This window comes from Bifidobacterium vespertilionis (genome assembly GCF_008698145.1).
Lineage (GTDB): Bacteria > Actinomycetota > Actinomycetes > Actinomycetales > Bifidobacteriaceae > Bifidobacterium > Bifidobacterium vespertilionis.
In genome coordinates this window covers 65,755-80,575 of the sequence record NZ_RZNZ01000009.1, presented here as the reverse complement: position 1 = coordinate 80,575, position 14,821 = coordinate 65,755, and the positions used below count along the sequence as shown (strand labels likewise).

The 14,821-nt window shown below is 65.1% G+C and carries 10 protein-coding genes and 1 other RNA gene; 3 read left to right on the top strand and 8 right to left on the bottom strand.

Annotated elements, in window-relative coordinates; genetic code table 11:
- Positions 1-38: 38 nt before the first annotated feature.
- Positions 39-752: a lysophospholipid acyltransferase family protein gene (locus EMO90_RS07560; protein ID WP_150354647.1), complete on the bottom strand. Its 714-nt coding sequence runs from the start codon at positions 750-752 to the stop codon at positions 39-41.
- Positions 753-801: 49 nt separating this feature from the next.
- Between EMO90_RS07560 and EMO90_RS07555 the strand changes: the two genes are divergently transcribed.
- On the top strand, positions 802-1,377 hold the full coding sequence (locus EMO90_RS07555; protein ID WP_150354646.1) for a hypothetical protein: 576 nt from the start codon (positions 802-804) through the stop codon (positions 1,375-1,377).
- Between the two features lie 123 nt (positions 1,378-1,500).
- On the opposite strand, the gene trpD is transcribed toward EMO90_RS07555, so the two are convergent.
- Complete coding sequence (gene trpD / locus EMO90_RS07550) at positions 1,501-2,553, bottom strand: anthranilate phosphoribosyltransferase (RefSeq protein WP_150354645.1); 1,053 nt, start codon at positions 2,551-2,553, stop codon at positions 1,501-1,503.
- Between the two features lie 152 nt (positions 2,554-2,705).
- On the opposite strand from trpD, the gene EMO90_RS07545 reads away from it, so the two are divergent.
- A complete protein-coding gene (locus EMO90_RS07545; RefSeq protein WP_150354644.1) occupies positions 2,706-4,961 on the top strand; it encodes an extracellular solute-binding protein in 2,256 nt (751 codons plus the stop codon).
- A gap of 107 nt (positions 4,962-5,068) precedes the next feature.
- Here the strand turns inward: EMO90_RS07545 and EMO90_RS07540 are convergent, their stop codons facing one another.
- From EMO90_RS07540 to hpf, 3 genes are all read right to left on the bottom strand, one after another.
- Positions 5,069-7,093 (bottom strand): DEAD/DEAH box helicase, encoded by a 2,025-nt coding sequence (locus EMO90_RS07540; RefSeq protein ID WP_395953049.1) that lies wholly within the window; start codon positions 7,091-7,093, stop codon positions 5,069-5,071.
- 801 nt (positions 7,094-7,894) lie between these two features.
- Complete coding sequence (secA, locus tag EMO90_RS07535) at positions 7,895-10,810, bottom strand: preprotein translocase subunit SecA (protein ID WP_150354642.1); 2,916 nt, start codon at positions 10,808-10,810, stop codon at positions 7,895-7,897.
- A gap of 237 nt (positions 10,811-11,047) precedes the next feature.
- A complete protein-coding gene (gene hpf, locus EMO90_RS07530; RefSeq protein ID WP_150353666.1) occupies positions 11,048-11,719 on the bottom strand; it encodes a ribosome hibernation-promoting factor, HPF/YfiA family in 672 nt (223 codons plus the stop codon).
- 176 nt (positions 11,720-11,895) lie between these two features.
- Between hpf and rnpB the strand changes: the two genes are divergently transcribed.
- An RNA gene (gene rnpB / locus EMO90_RS07525) (RNase P RNA component class A) lies at positions 11,896-12,266 on the top strand.
- A gap of 29 nt (positions 12,267-12,295) precedes the next feature.
- Here rnpB and EMO90_RS07520 read toward each other — a convergent pair.
- The 3 genes from EMO90_RS07520 to EMO90_RS07510 form a co-directional block, all read right to left on the bottom strand.
- A complete protein-coding gene (locus EMO90_RS07520; protein ID WP_190971963.1) occupies positions 12,296-12,835 on the bottom strand; it encodes a regulatory protein RecX in 540 nt (179 codons plus the stop codon).
- A gap of 275 nt (positions 12,836-13,110) precedes the next feature.
- Complete coding sequence (recA, locus tag EMO90_RS07515; RefSeq protein ID WP_150353667.1) at positions 13,111-14,298, bottom strand: recombinase RecA; 1,188 nt, start codon at positions 14,296-14,298, stop codon at positions 13,111-13,113.
- 270 nt (positions 14,299-14,568) lie between these two features.
- The gene (locus EMO90_RS07510; protein ID WP_150353668.1) at positions 14,569-14,811 is read right to left on the bottom strand and encodes a DUF3046 domain-containing protein; all 243 of its coding nucleotides are present in this window, start codon (positions 14,809-14,811) and stop codon (positions 14,569-14,571) included.
- Positions 14,812-14,821 lie beyond the last annotated feature (10 nt).

Below are 14,821 nucleotides of genomic sequence, written 5' to 3'. Positions count from 1 at the left end.
ATATTCGACCGGTTATGGTCCAGGCGCACTACTTGGCGCTACTTGCCCGCCGCGGCTCCGGCCTCGCGCGCCTTGGCCGCCTCCATCTCCTTCTTGACGACCTGCGCGTACACGTCCACGTATTCCTGACCGGTCTCCTGCTGGATGGTCTGCATCATGCGGTTGGTCAGCGTGCGCAGCTGCTCGTGGGTGATCTCGTCCTCGGGTACCTTCTGCACCTCGATCGGCTTGCCGAAGATCACGGTGGTCTTGCCCTTGTTGGGGATCACCTGGCCGGGCACCTGCATCTCGCGGGTGCCGATGATGGCGGTGGGGATGATCGGCGAGCCGGTCTCCAGAGCCAGACGGGCGACGCCGGTATGGCCGCGGTACAGGCGGCCGTCGGGGCTGCGCGTGCCCTCCGGGTGGATGCCGAACAGGTGGCCCTGCTCCAGAATATGGCGGGCCGTGAGCAGTCCGCCGAGCGACTTCGAGCCGCCGGAGCGGTCCACCGGGAACACACCCACGGACGTGAACCACCACTTCTTGAACTTGCCCTTGATGCCCTTGCCCTCGAAGTATTCGGCCTTGCCCATGAAATGGATCATGCGGGGGCTGACGAGCGGCAGCAGGCCGTCGTCGATGACCGCGAGATGGTTGGCCGCGATGATCGCGGGCCCCTTCTTCGGAATGTTCTCCAGTCCTTTGACGGTGGGCTTGAACCAGCGACGGGCCAGCGGCCCGAGCAGCTTCACAAAGAACCAATACAGCATCGCGCGTCTCCTTGGCATCCGGTATGGCTACATGGCTACAGTAAAGGGTATGACCGACCACAAGGATAACAACGCAGCCAACGGCGATTCAAGGGCACAGGGCGGCGACGGGGCCAACACCCCGGACGATGCCGCCTGGCAGGACTTCGTCGCCGCGCACAGCGACGACCTGAGCTCCGTGGAACGCTCGCGGACCGCCAGGAAGTTCGAGAAGGAGGCCAAGCGCAAGGAGAAGGAGGCGCTGCTGAGCGTCGACGATCTGACGCCCGACGCCTTCGCCTCCGGGGCTTCGCGCTCCGGCGCGCGAACGGGTGCGCGATCGGGTCCGCGCGATTTCACGGGCAGCAGCTGGCTGGACGTGGATGATGTGATGGATCAGGGTTCCGACTTCGTGCCGCCGAATCCGTCGATCGGCCATGTGCGCGCCTCGAAGCTGGTGCTGTGGACCATGGTGGTCGTGGGCGTGGCGGCCCTGGTGGGTTGCGTGCTCATCCCCACGCTCTCCACGTTGCTGGGGGCCGTGGGCGGTGCCCTGACGATTCTGGGCGCGGCCGGGCTGCTGGTGATGCATAAGGGCCATACGCAAACGCGCGCCGACGAATTCGACGACGGGGCGCGCGTGTAGCGCGCGTCTAGCCTGCATCTAGCCACTGGCAGCGGCGTTTCGGACTGCGCCGCACAATGCGCTGAAAAAGGGGCGGCCGCGTACTTTCCCGCGGCCGCCCCTTCGGCTTTCGGATCCTTCAGATCACTTCTCGGCCTGGGCGGCGGCGATCCAGCGATCGAGCAGCGCGGAGGCCTTACCGGAGTCCACGGTCTCGGCCGCGATCGCATACGCCTCCTTGAAGCGCTCGGCGAGCGTGCCGTCCGGGTTGGACAGCAGATGCGCGTCGGCCACGATGGCCGATGCGGCGTTGAGCAGGGCGGTGGAGCGGAACGGAACGTCCTTGCCGGCCAGGAAGTCGCGCATGGCCTGCGCATTCACCTCGGGCTCGCCACCCCTGAGGTCCGCCACGGTCACCTTGGCCAAGCCCAGCTCCACGGTCGGATCGAATTCGGTTTCGGTGACCTTGCCGTCGCGGAACTCCCACACGGAAACCGGTCCGGTGGGGGCCATCTCGTCCAGTCCCTCGTGAGAGGTGTACACCATGCCGGTCTGGCCGTTGGACGCATAGACGGCGGCCATGATCGGGCTCATTTCGCGCTTGGCGCAGCCGATCGCCATGTGCTTCGGCTTGGCGGGGTTGGTCAGCGGGCCCAGCACGTTGAACACGCACGGGATGCCCAACGCCGCGCGGATCGGGCCGACGAAGCGCATGGCCGGGTGGAAGGTCTTGGCGAACGCGAAGGTGATGCCCACCTCGTTGGCCACCTTGGCGACGGCCTCCGGAGTCAGGTCCAGCGGCAAGCCCAGGGCCTCGAGGCAGTCGGCGGCGCCGCACTTGGACGAAGCCGCGCGGTTGCCGTGCTTGACGATCGTCACGCCGGCCGCGGCCGCCACCACGGAGCCCATGGTGGACAGGTTCACAGTGGAGGCGCCGTCGCCGCCGGTGCCGACGATGTCGGTGCACTCGGCCTCCACATTCAGCGGCACGGCATGGGACACCATGGCCTTCGCCGCGCCGCGCACCTCGTCGGCGGTCAGCCCGAGCTGCTGCTGGGTGGCCAGCACCGCGCCCACGGCCGCAGGATTGGCATTGCCCTGCATCAAATCGTCCACAAACCACTCGGATTCCTCCGCGGACAGGTGATCCCCTCCAACCAGCTTCGTCAGAATCGATTTCCACGTGAACTCGGCCATATTGCCTCCTCTTGCGCGTGCAAGCACGCTCCGTATGTAACGCTGCCCATTCTAGTTTGCGCGTGTTTCGGGCATGGCGGCGTTCCGCATGGCAGACGCCGCGCCGTCGTCATAAGGTAAAGTGGCGGAGATATGCCAAAGAAGCAAGGGGTATGATGGCGCAGAACGTCACGATCTATGACATCGCCAGGGTGGCGGGCGTCAGTCCGTCCACGGTGTCTCGCGCGCTGGGCAAGCCCGGCAGATTGTCAGCAAAGACCGAGCAGAAGGTGCATCGCGTCGCCGAGGAGCTCGGATATTTGGCTCCCGACCGGACCGACGGCGTGTCCGCAGCCCCCTCCAGCGGCATGGTCGCCATCCTCGTAAGGGATTTCGACGACCCGTACACCGCGCGCATCCTCAACGCCATCGAATCGAATCTGGAGCACCGCGGCTACGCGGGCGTGTGCGCCGGCGTGGTGATGAACAACGAGGTGAGACGTCGGGCCGTCTCGGTGCTGCTGCGCGACGTGGACGGTGTCATCCTCGTGGCGCCGTCGGTGAGCGAACCTGATCTGCGGCGTATGTCGGTCAGCCGCCCCATCGTGCTCGTCAACCAGCAGATAAGCGGTCTGTCCACGGTGACCGTGGACTGCACGGAGGCCGTGGACCAGGCCATGCGCACGCTCAAGCGGACGGGACACCGCAGCGTGACCTCGTTCATGGGCGTCGATAGCTCGTGGCTGGGGGAAAGCCACCGGCGGGCGCTCAAGGCCGCCGCATACCGGTACGATCTGGAATACCGACTGGTCCGCGGGCTCGATCCCGGTGAGGCGGGCGGCGGACAAGCCCTGCAGCGTTATCTGATCCATCCCACCGACGCCGTGTTCGCCTGCGACGGCGGCATGGCCGCCGGATTCAACGCGGCGGCCCACGCACACGGATTGAGTGTGCCGGATGATGTGTCGATCATCGCGTTCGCCGATGACGCCATGGGCGCGTCCATGCTGCCCTCGCTCACGGTGATCGGCCAGCGCGCCGAGCAATTGGGATCCGATGCGGCGGAGACGATCGTCTCCCTGATCCGTTCCCCGCATTCGCGGCGCGTGGGCGTGGTAGAGAAGGCGAAGCTGATCAGCCGCGATTCGATCAACCGGCGCAAGCGCTCCGTCATCCCGACCGAACCGGCAGCCGAGACGACTGCCGCACGCGCCGACGACGGCACGACGACGCTCACCATGCTGTCAGCCTCGTTCACGGAGGTCATGCCGCGCATCGAGGAATTCCAGCGTACGCATCCGGGCATCCTCATCGACACGATCGACGCGCACACCAACCAGATGGCCTGCGACCTGTACCGCGAGCGCCTCCAGTCGCACCGCACGGTGCCGGACCTGTTCAATCTGGATATCGATCTCATGCCGGAATTCGCCGCATCCGGCGCGTTCCTCAATCTGCATACGCCGGAGAACGAGGCCCAATGGGGGCCGCTGTTCAACCCGGTCTCCTGGCGCAACGTGCATTACGCGGGAGGTCTGTACGGTCTGCCGGGCGATCAGCCGCACACCGCGATGTTCTACCGCGAGGACATTCTGCGGCGCTACGATCTGGAGATTCCGCGCACCTGGGAACAGTTCCGCGAGGAAGGCATCGAACTGCGCCGGCACTCCACGCGCACCTTCATGGGTGTGCTGGACACGTCCATGCAGTACTATCTGGCGTTCCTGCGATCGGCGGGCGCACGGCCATGGAAGCTCATGGCAACGGACCGCGTCGCATTCGATCTGGACGATCCGCGCATGCTGCAGGCGGCCGAGTTCCTGCAGGGCTGCCTGGACGACGGTGTGCTCATCGCCCAGCCCATCTGGGACGGCCGCTATGTAACGATCCGCGACGGTCAGACGGCCACGCTGCTGCATGGCAACTGGCTCGGCAAGATCATCGCGTCCTCCTACCCCGATGCCGCAGGCCTGTGGAAGGTGGCTGTGCCGCCAGCGTTCGGAGACGATCCAAGCGCCCTGCAGACAACCCAGGTCGGAGGGTCCATGATGGCGATCAGTGCCAGGATCCCACGCGACCGCCAGCTTGCTGCCCTGCAATTCGTGCAATGGATGCAGACCGACCCCGTTTCGATCGACATGCGCGCGGCCGGCGGCTACTCCGCCACGCGGTACTTCGAAAACAAGCCGGAGCTTGAGGATCTGATCGACCCGTTCTTCCGCCAGCCGGTGTATCGGGCCTATATGGAGTCCGCAAGGCATGTGAACCTCGAATGGGACCATCTGCCCTTCAGCACGTTCATGGACCGAGGGTTCAGGGACACTGTTCTGCCAGAACTCCGCCCGGGCGGGCACTCCCCCGCGGCCGTCCGTCGATGGCTGGAGGAGCTGCCGGCCTACGCCAGTACCCATGGATTCACGGTGGAGTGATTCCGGCAGCGCGCCGGCGACGGTAAACGACAGGGGGCTTTGGACACGGGTTGATACGTGTCCAAAGCCCCCTGTGAGGTTTACAGCCTAGGCGTCAAGCCTATGCGTCAGCGACCGGAATAGGTGAATGGCGCGCGCTCATGCCTGCGGCCATGATGGCGGCCCGCCATGCCCGATTCGAACGATCCGCGCTTGGCGGCCGTGCGGCGATCGTGGCGCTTGGCCGCCTCGGAACGCTCGTCGCGCACGATGCGGTTCTCGTACTTGCGGTGGATGCGCTTCGGCGCATTGCCCGAGCGGTTGCCACGGTCGGAACGATCAAAACGATCGGCACGATCAAAGCGGTCGAAGCGGTCTGCACGATCAAAGCGGTCTGCGGAACGATCGCCGCGGTTGGACCGACCGGAACGATCAAAACGATCAGCGCGGTTGCCACGGTCGGAACGGTTCCTGCGGTCGCGGCGATCGAAACCGTCGCGCTTGGTGGTCCGGCGATGCTTGCCGTTGCCTTCGAAGTCGCGCTCGGCGAAGCGGTCGGAACGCTCAGAACGGTCGGAACGCTCGAACTCGTCGCGGCGGACGTTCGGCTCGAACCCGTCCATACGGTCCATGCGGTCCCTGCGGTCGTTCCTGCGATCGTTTCCACGACCATCCATGCGGTTGCCCTCGAAGCGGTTCTCCTCGAACTTCGCGGAGCGTCCCTTGCGCAAGGGCTTGCCGTTGCGACGGCGGCGTGGACCATCGTCGTTCCTGGACGCCTTGTCATCCTTGAAGACCTTCGCGGTCCTTGCCGGCTTGGCGGGCTGCAGGGCCTTGAGCTCCCAGCCGAACACCGGCTCGGCCTTCTCGCCCACGAGCTCCAGCACCTCCGGGGAATCATGTGTCACCTCGATGCCGCGCACCTTGATGTCGGCCTGCTTGAGCAGACGACGGGTTTCGCGACGCTGCTCGGGCAGCACGATGGTGACCACATCGCCGGAGTGGCCGGCGCGCGCGGTGCGGCCGGAGCGGTGCAGGAAGGACTTCGGATCGGCCGGCGGCTCCACCTGGACCACCAGCTCCACGCCACTCACGTCGATGCCGCGGGCAGCCACGTCGGTGGCGACCATCACGTTCACGTCCCCGGTCTCGAAGGCGTTGAGGTTGCGATCGCGCTGGTTCTGGTTGAGGTTGCCGTGAAGCTCGGCCGCGGGAATGCCGTTCTGGGTGAGGTTCTTGGCCAGCTTCTTGGCCTGGAACTTGGTGCGGGTGAACAGGATGCGACGGCCCTTGCCGGAGGCGAGGGTGCGCACCAGCTCGTGCTTGTCCGCACGGGTGGTCTCGAAGATGTGGTGGGTCATGAGGTCCACGGAATTCGTGGCCGGATCGACGCTGTGGACCTTCGGGTCCTTGAGGAACTCGTCGACCACCTGGTCCACGCCATGATCGAGCGTGGCGGAGAACAGCATGTGCTGCGCGTCCGGACGGATCTGGCCGAGCAGGCGCTTGACCGGCGGCAGGAAGCCCATGTCCGCCATCTCATCGGCCTCGTCGATCACCGCGACCTCAACGGTCTCGAGCGTCAGCAGCTTCTGGCGCAGCAGATCCTCGAGGCGACCGGGGCAGGCGACCACGATCTCGGCGCCGGCGCGCAGCTCACGCACCTGACGGTTGTAGCGCACGCCGCCGAACACCGTGGTGACGCTCAGGCCATACGCCTCGGCAAGCGGGGCGAGCACCTCGCTGATCTGGTTGGCGAGCTCGCGCGTGGGAGCGAGGACCAGGCCGCGCGGATGCGGCAGACGGCCGTCATAATCGTCCGCGCCGGCAGCCAGACGGGCCACGAGCGGGATGGAGAACGCAAGGGTCTTGCCGGAGCCGGTGCGGCCGCGGCCAAGGATGTCACGCCCGGCAAGGGAGTCGGGCAGGGTGTCCGCCTGGATCGGGAATGCGGTCGTCTTGCCGTCGGCCGCCAGCGCGCGGACGATCGGCCCGGGCACGCCAAGTTCGGAAAAACGCACGGGGGCGGGTTCGGCGGACTCAGTGGTCTGCACGCCGGACTCCGCTCCGGAAAAAACGGAGGAATCAAGGTCGCGCGAATCGTCCGCGACCACATCGGTCATCTCAATGGGTTGAAAATCTGTACGAGGCACATTGGTCTTTCATGTCAAAGGTTGCGCAAGATGCGCAAACTCTCGAAGTTTAGCCCGAGCACGGTACAAAGTCAATGGTCGGCGGGTGTCGGCGGGTTGAACGCATTGGATTTACTCATTCCACCGCACTATTTCCCCAGAATGAGCAGATCTATTGTCCTACAAGCCAATTTCGGGTGCCACCGCAATGAATCCGCTCATTCCACCGCCACTCAACCGCATAATGAGCGAATCCGATGGCCAACAGACCAGGCTCGCCCTCCCGTCACGCTCATTTGGAACTCACGTGAACTGGGTGAACTGGGCAGATCGGAATTGGGCAATGCAAACTGGGCAAATCGGAATGCTGATTTCACAAACTGGGCAGACCTGTCCATCTGGAGGCTCAATTCGACGTCCAGATGACCGGATCCGCCCAGTTTGCCGCCACGAGATCCTGATCTGCCCAGTTTGCGTCATGAACCGGGCAGATCAGGATGGGAGAAGGGGCGCCGAGGCCTCGAGGACCAGAGCGCCCATCGGATCTGCTCATTCTGCATGGCCACAACCGCAGAATGAGCAGATCCGATGGCCTATTACCCTCAAACGGCCTCCAGCGCAATGGATCTGCTCATTCTGCCGCGCTGCCGCCTCAGAATGAGCAAATCTGATGGACTACGGCCCCAATTCACCCTCCACCACACTGAATTCGCTCATTTTGCCTCCACAACGCGATAAGGCTCCCCCGAAGGGGAGCCTTATCTGCGATGCGCCGATCATACGCGATCAAGCGGCGCTAGGGCACCGCGACCGCAGGTACGATCACTGCTCGTTCTGGCCGTGGCACATCTTGTACTTGCGGCCGGAACCGCACGGGCACTGCGCGTTCTTCGGCGTGCCAGGGAAGGTGCGACCATCGGACCACGGCGTCTTGAGCTCCTCGCTCTTCGGACGCTTGGAGGCCGGGACCTTGCCCTCGGCATGGCTCATGGGCGCGGGACCGACGATCACCTCGGGCTCGGACTTGAGCTCCTCGGCGGCGTCCTCCTCAGCCTTGGCCTCGGCGGTCTCGGTCTCATCCTTGTCCTCATCCGCAGCGTCCGGCTCGCTCGGAGCGGACAGCTCCTCGGCGGCGGGGGCCTCGGCTTCGGCGGACTCCTCGATACCCACGGTCGTCTCGGCCTGATCCACAGCGGCGTCCTCGTCCTTGTTGGAGTCGAGGTCCTCGGTGCGGGCGATCTGGTCGATGTCCACGTGGAAGAGCAGCTGGACGCTCTCCTCCTTGATGGCCTCGATCATGGAGTTGTACATCTGGAAGCCCTCGCGCTGGTACTCGACCAGCGGGTCGCGCTGACCCATGCCGCGCAGGCCGATGCCGTCCTTGAGGTAGTCCATCTCGTACAGGTGCTCGCGCCACTTGCGGTCGAGCACGGCGAGCGCCACGCGACGCTCGAGCTGACGGGTGCCCTCCTCGCCAAGCTTCTCCTCGCGGGCCGCGTACTGCTCCTGCGCGTCCTTGACCAGCAGCTCCACCACGGCGTCCTGGGCCTTCTCGCCCTTCTTGCCCTCGGCGGCGGCCTTGGCGTCGTCCTCGGAGACCTTGACCGGGAACACGGTGTTCAGGGCCTTGAACAGACCCTCCCAATCCCAATCGGCCGGCTTGTCGGAGGCGTTGTTGGCGCCGCGCACGTAGGAGACGATGGTGTCCTTGATGAACTTCTCGATGTCCTCGTGGATGTCCTCGCCCTGCAGGACCGCCTGACGCTCCTTGTAGATGACGGTGCGCTGCTTGTTCATCACATCGTCGTATTTGAGGACGTTCTTGCGGATCTCGAAGTTGCGGGACTCGACGGCCTTCTGCGCGTTGCGCACACCCTTGGAGACGCTCTTGGACTCGATCGGCTCGCCCTCCGGCATGCCCTTGGCCATGACGCGGGCCACGAGCTGGGTATTGAACAGGCGCATCAGATCGTCCTCGAGGGACAGGTAGAAACGGGACTCGCCCGGATCGCCCTGACGGCCGGAACGACCGCGCAGCTGGTTGTCGATACGGCGGGACTCATGGCGCTCGGTGCCGAGCACGTACAGGCCGCCAAGCTTCTTGACTTCCTCGTGCTCGTCCTTGACCTGCTCCTTGACCTCGGCGAGGGTGGAGGGCCACAGACGCTCGTAATCCTCCGGGGTGTCCTCCGGGGAGTAGCCCTGGGCCTTGAGCTTGGCGTCGGCCAGGAACTCGACGTTGCCGCCGAGCATGATGTCCGTACCACGGCCGGCCATGTTGGTGGCCACGGTGACGGCGCCCTTGCGGCCGGCGACCGCGACGACCGCGGCCTCCTTCGCGTGCTGCTTGGCGTTCAGGACCTGATGCGGGATGCCGGCCACGTCGAGCAGCGAGGAGACGACCTCGGAGGACTCGACGGAGGCGGTGCCCAGCAGAACCGGCTGACCGGTGGCGTGGCGCTTGGCCACGTCGCGCACGATCGCGGTCAGCTTCTCCTTCTTGGTGCGGTAGATCAGATCGTCCTGATCCTTGCGGATCATCGGGCGGTTCGTGGGGATGGGCAGCACGCCGAGCTTATAGGTGCCCATGAACTCGGCCGCCTCGGTCTCGGCGGTACCGGTCATGCCGGCAAGCTTGTCGTACATGCGGAAGTAGTTCTGCAGGGTGATGGTGGCGAAGGTCTGGTTCTCGGCCTTGACCTCCACGCCCTCCTTGGCCTCGATGGCCTGGTGCAGGCCCTCGTTGTAGCGGCGGCCCGGCAGGATACGGCCGGTGTGCTCGTCGACGATGAGCACCTCGCCGCCGGTGACCACGTAGTCGCGGTCCCTGAGGAACAGCTCCTTGGCCTTGATGGCGTTGTTCAGGTAGCCGATCAGGGCGGTGTTGCTCGGCTCGTACAGGTTGTCGATGCCGAGGTAGTCCTCAACCTTGGTGATGCCCGGATCGAGGATGCCGACGACCTTCTTCTTCTCGTCGACCTCGTAGTCCTCGTCGCGGTTCAGCTTGGGGACCAGACGGGCGAACTGGCGGTACCAGCGGGTCACGTCGCCCTCGGCGGGGCCGGAGATGATCAACGGGGTACGGGCCTCGTCGATGAGGATGGAATCGACCTCGTCGACGATGGCGTAGTGGTGGCCGCGCTGGACCAGATCGGCCTTCTCCCACGCCATGTTGTCGCGCAGATAGTCGAAGCCGAACTCGTTGTTGGTGCCGTAGGTGATGTCCGCGTTGTACTGCTTGCGGCGCTCCGGCGGCTTCTGGTCGGTGATAATGCATCCGACGGACATGCCGAGGAAGCGGTAGATGCGGCCCATGAGCTCGCTCTGGTAGCTGGCGAGGTAGTCGTTGACGGTGACGACGTGCACGCCCTTGCCCTCGAGCGCGTTCAGATAGCTCGGCAGGGTGGCGACCAGGGTCTTGCCTTCACCGGTCTTCATTTCGGCGATGTTGCCCCAGTGCAGGGCCGCGCCGCCCATGAGCTGCACGTCGAAGTGGCGCTGGCCCAGGGTGCGCTTGGACACCTCGCGCACAGTGGCGAAGGCCTCGGGCATCAGAGAGTCGAGCGACTCGCCGTTCTCGATGCGCTGCTTGAACTTGCCGGTCTGCGCCTTGAGTTCCTCGTCGGAAAGGGCCGAGATGTCATCTTCCAAGGCATTGACCGCCTTGGCCACGTTCTCAAGCTTCTTGATCTGGTGACCCTCGCCCATGCGCAGGGCCTTCTCCAGGATGTTTACCACGTTATGCTCCTCATTGCTTACCGTCAGGCACAAACTCCGACCATACTACGCGAACGTTGGGATTTTCGCCGAATGTCCGCAAAACGGCGGTTCCGGCATCCCCCTCGCCCCGTCCGCCCCCCCCCCCAAAAACGGCAGGGATCCCGCGCCCAACCTGTGGACGCGGGATCCCGTTCCTCTTCTCATTCAGCCGTGCCCGTCACCGCGGCGCACGGAGGGATGGATCGATCCGCTCGATCACTCCCCGGCCTTCTTGACGTTCTCGGGGGTGTCGATCTCGAACACGCCGTAGCTCCAGCCGTGGCGATGGTAGACGACGGAGGGGCGGCCGGTTTCCTTGTTCACGAACAGGAAGAAATCGTGACCGATCAGCTCCATCTCGTACAGGGCCTCGTCGATGGACATGGGCTCGGCGATGTGTAGCTTGCGACGGATGACGATGGGGGTGTCGCCCACCTGAACCTCCACGGACTCGCCGGGACCAAGATCGGACGCGACCGCGGCGGCCGGGCTGTTGTTAGGTTCCTCCTCGCCCTCCTCCTCGATCTCGGGCTCCGGGGCGACGACGCCCAGATCCACCGGAACCGGGTTGGCGTAGCCGCGGCGATGATCCTTGCGGCGGTCGCGCGTGCGGCGCAGGCGCAGGGTCAGCTTGTCCAGCGCCATATCCAGCGCGCTGAACTCATCCGTGCTCGATGCCTCGGCGCGCACGACGGTACGACCCGCGATCACGGTGATCTCGACGCGCTTGGCGGTGTCGGCCTGGCGCGGGTTGCCCTCATGGGTCAGAACGATCTGCGCGCGCTGCGCGTCCGGGGCGATGGCGGTCACACGATTCATCTTGCTTTCCACGACATCACGAAACCTCTGCTTGACCTGAGTGTGACGGCCGGTGACGACGATTTCCATGGTGACCTCCTATTGCTCAAGCGGTTGCCCGCTATGTGTGCCGAACAGCGTCCTCGCCGTCCGGGTAATTGTTCATTGTAGTCGAATAACGGGTTACATACGGGAAAACTCGCGGGGTTTTGCTGGGAAAATGAAGTGATTTTACTTGGTCCGAACCTTTGATAGACTGGACAGGTTGAGATCCCCCGATGGTCGCGGCCCGTCCCATGGATGGGCTGAGGAACTTCCGGGCTCCGCAGAGCACGATGGCGGATAACGTCCGCCCAGGGTGACCTGAGAGATAGCGCAGCAGAGAACAGACCGCCGTCCGGCTTGCCGGGCGGTAAGGGTGAAACGGCGGTGTAAGAGACCACCGGGCCTCCGGCAACGGCAGGCCGCATGGCAAGCCTCATCGGGAGCAAGGCCAAGCAGAGGACTATGGGGTTGCTCGCCCGCGTCCTCGGGTAGGCTGCTAGAGCCTGGCGGCGACGTCAGGTCGAGATGGATGGCCATCCGCGCGCGCCTTCGGCGCGCGCGACAGAACCCGGGGTATAGGGGATCTCAACATCCTCATCCTTTTCCTATTGGAACGCTTCCCTATTGGAACAGCTCGTGAGCGATGGCGCTCAACACATCGGGCGCATGGCCCTTACGCCCGCCCGCGGACCAGAATCGCCTCAACCGCACATCGCGATCCAGACCCTCCGTCCTACGCGCAACCTGACGGCCCAGCTCCCACGCGCACTCCTCGAACACACCGGCTTCACTGGCTTCCGCCACCACACGTGCGGCCAGTGCACGATCCACGCCCTTGCGGGACAGTTCCTGGGCCGCCCCGCGCGCGCCCATCATGCGGGACGCGCAGGAACGGATCACGAATTGGGCATAGGCGTCATCATCCAGCAGACCCAGTTCCTTGAGCCGCACGATCACCTGATTGACGGTCGCGGAATCGTATCCCTTCTCCACCAGACGATCCGTCAGGGCGCCGGACGATCGCGGGGCGGCGTCCAGCAGGGACAGTGCCGCTTCACGACAGGCGTCCGCATCCCCCGGATCCTCCAATTCGGCACGGACGACGGCGACTCCCGAGTGCGGGGCGCCGAATCCGCCGCGCACCGGGACCCGGCGTTTCATGCCCCGCCGTTTTGTTCCGGAACCCTGTGCATCACGCCGCGGCCCAGAGCCGCAATCCGACTCGGATCGTTCCTTCCTTTGCCCGAAACCACCGTCGGCAAGTCCGCAATCGATGCTTCCGCCATCAATGCTTCCGCCGGCGATGCCCATCTCCTGCTGGCGACGCACAGCGGGCGCGGCGGAGCCTCCGGACCGGGACTCGGACGGGTCGTCCTGCCCCAATCGAACCGGATGCTCCGCCAGAAAACGCTCGACGCTGATCATGCGCCCATGCCCTACTTCTTGACGGGACCGTCGGCCGCCGGGGCGCCGGCATCGGGAGCCTTGCCGACGGACGACGCGTCGCCGGACGAAGCCTTCGCACCGGCATTGAAGACGGGCGTGGGTGCGGCGGCCTCGCCAGCGGCGCCCGCGACGGCGTCATCCGGGGCGTCCGGGTCCGGCACCAGGCCAAACTTGGCTTTGATCTTGGTCTCCAGTTCCTCGCGCAGCTCCGGATTGTCCTTGAGGAACTGGCGGGCCTTCTCGCGGCCCTGCCCCAGCTGCCCCTCGTCATACAGCAGCCAGGAGCCGGACTTCTTGATGAGACCCACCTGCATGCCGAGATCCAGCACGGACCCCTCCTCCGAGATGCCCTGACCGTACAGCATGTCGAACTCGGCCACCTTGAAGGGCGGGGCCATCTTGTTCTTGACCACCTTGACCTTGGTGCGGTTGCCGATGGCCTCCTCGCCGTTCTTGATGGTCTGGATGCGGCGGATGTCCAGACGGACCGAGGCGTAGAACTTGAGGGCCTTGCCGCCGGTGGTGGTTTCCGGGCTGCCGAAGAACACGCCGATCTTCTCGCGCAGCTGGTTGATGAAGATGGCCGTGGTGCCGGCCTGGGCGAGCGCGCCGGTCATCTTCCTGAGCGCCTGGCTCATGAGCCTGGCCTGCAGGCCGACGTGGCTGTCCCCCATGTCGCCTTCGATCTCCGCCTTGGGCACCAAGGCCGCGACCGAGTCGATGACGATCACGTCCAGCGCGCCGGAGCGGATGAGCATGTCCGCGATCTCCAGCGCCTGCTCGCCGTTGTCCGGCTGGGAGACGATGAGCGAGTCCGTGTCCACGCCGAGTTTGCGGGCGTATTCGGGATCCAGGGCGTGCTCGGCGTCGATGAACGCGGCCACGCCGCCGTCGCGCTGGGCGTTGGCGATGACCTGCAGGGCCAGCGTGGTCTTGCCCGAGGATTCGGGACCGTAGACCTCGACGATGCGGCCCTTGGGCAGACCGCCGATGCCAAGGGCCATGTCCAGCGCCAGCGATCCCGTGGAGATGACCTCCACGTTCTGCAGCGGCTTGTCCCCCAGCCTCATGGCCGAGCCCTTGCCGAAGCTCTTCTCCACCTGGGCAAGGGCGGTGTCCAGCGCGGCCTTGCGCTTGTCCGCCAGCGCCTGCTCCTTCTTGTCTGTTTGCTGTGCCATTCGGCCTCCTTCGTTGTTCCGGCAAACGTCCGTTTCACGGTATGTTCGCCGGCCGCGCAACATCAAGCCGAAACGGGCGGTGTGGTCGAATGACCCCCACTTACTCCGGTTCCGGGCGTGTCGCGCAGCGACTTATCCACATGTGGACGACTGAAAGCGACTATACCCCAAGGTGCGAACATTTGTTCGAATAGACACGCCGGGGACACAGCACGCGGTACGCCCCTTCATCGTCCCGCCGGCGGCCTCCGCCACCGCCCCGAATGCGCATCACTCCCCGAATCCATGAGGCTTGGGCGGGGCCACGTGATCCTTCCCCCAGCGCTTGGAATCGGGGACATCCATCTGATCGCACAGCACATTCCACACCGTGCGCGGCTCCTCGCCGGCCTGGAGCGCCTCGACCACGGTCATCGATCCCAATGCGGTCAGGCGCTGGTCATGGGCGAGCGAGCGGCCGTACGACCGGCCGAACACCTCTTCGAGCAGTTCCCAGAATTCACGTTCATGCACGCATGCCAGT

Coding starts and splice junctions, on each gene's coding strand:
- EMO90_RS07560 (WP_150354647.1), bottom strand. CDS start 752: ATGCTGTATTGGTTCTTTGTGAAGCTGCTCGGGCCGCTGGCCCGTCGC.
- EMO90_RS07555 (WP_150354646.1), top strand. CDS start 802: ATGACCGACCACAAGGATAACAACGCAGCCAACGGCGATTCAAGGGCA.
- trpD (WP_150354645.1), bottom strand. CDS start 2,553: ATGGCCGAGTTCACGTGGAAATCGATTCTGACGAAGCTGGTTGGAGGG.
- EMO90_RS07545 (WP_150354644.1), top strand. CDS start 2,706: ATGATGGCGCAGAACGTCACGATCTATGACATCGCCAGGGTGGCGGGC.
- hpf (WP_150353666.1), bottom strand. CDS start 11,719: ATGGAAATCGTCGTCACCGGCCGTCACACTCAGGTCAAGCAGAGGTTT.
- EMO90_RS07520 (WP_190971963.1), bottom strand. CDS start 12,835: ATGAAACGCCGGGTCCCGGTGCGCGGCGGATTCGGCGCCCCGCACTCG.
- recA (WP_150353667.1), bottom strand. CDS start 14,298: ATGGCACAGCAAACAGACAAGAAGGAGCAGGCGCTGGCGGACAAGCGC.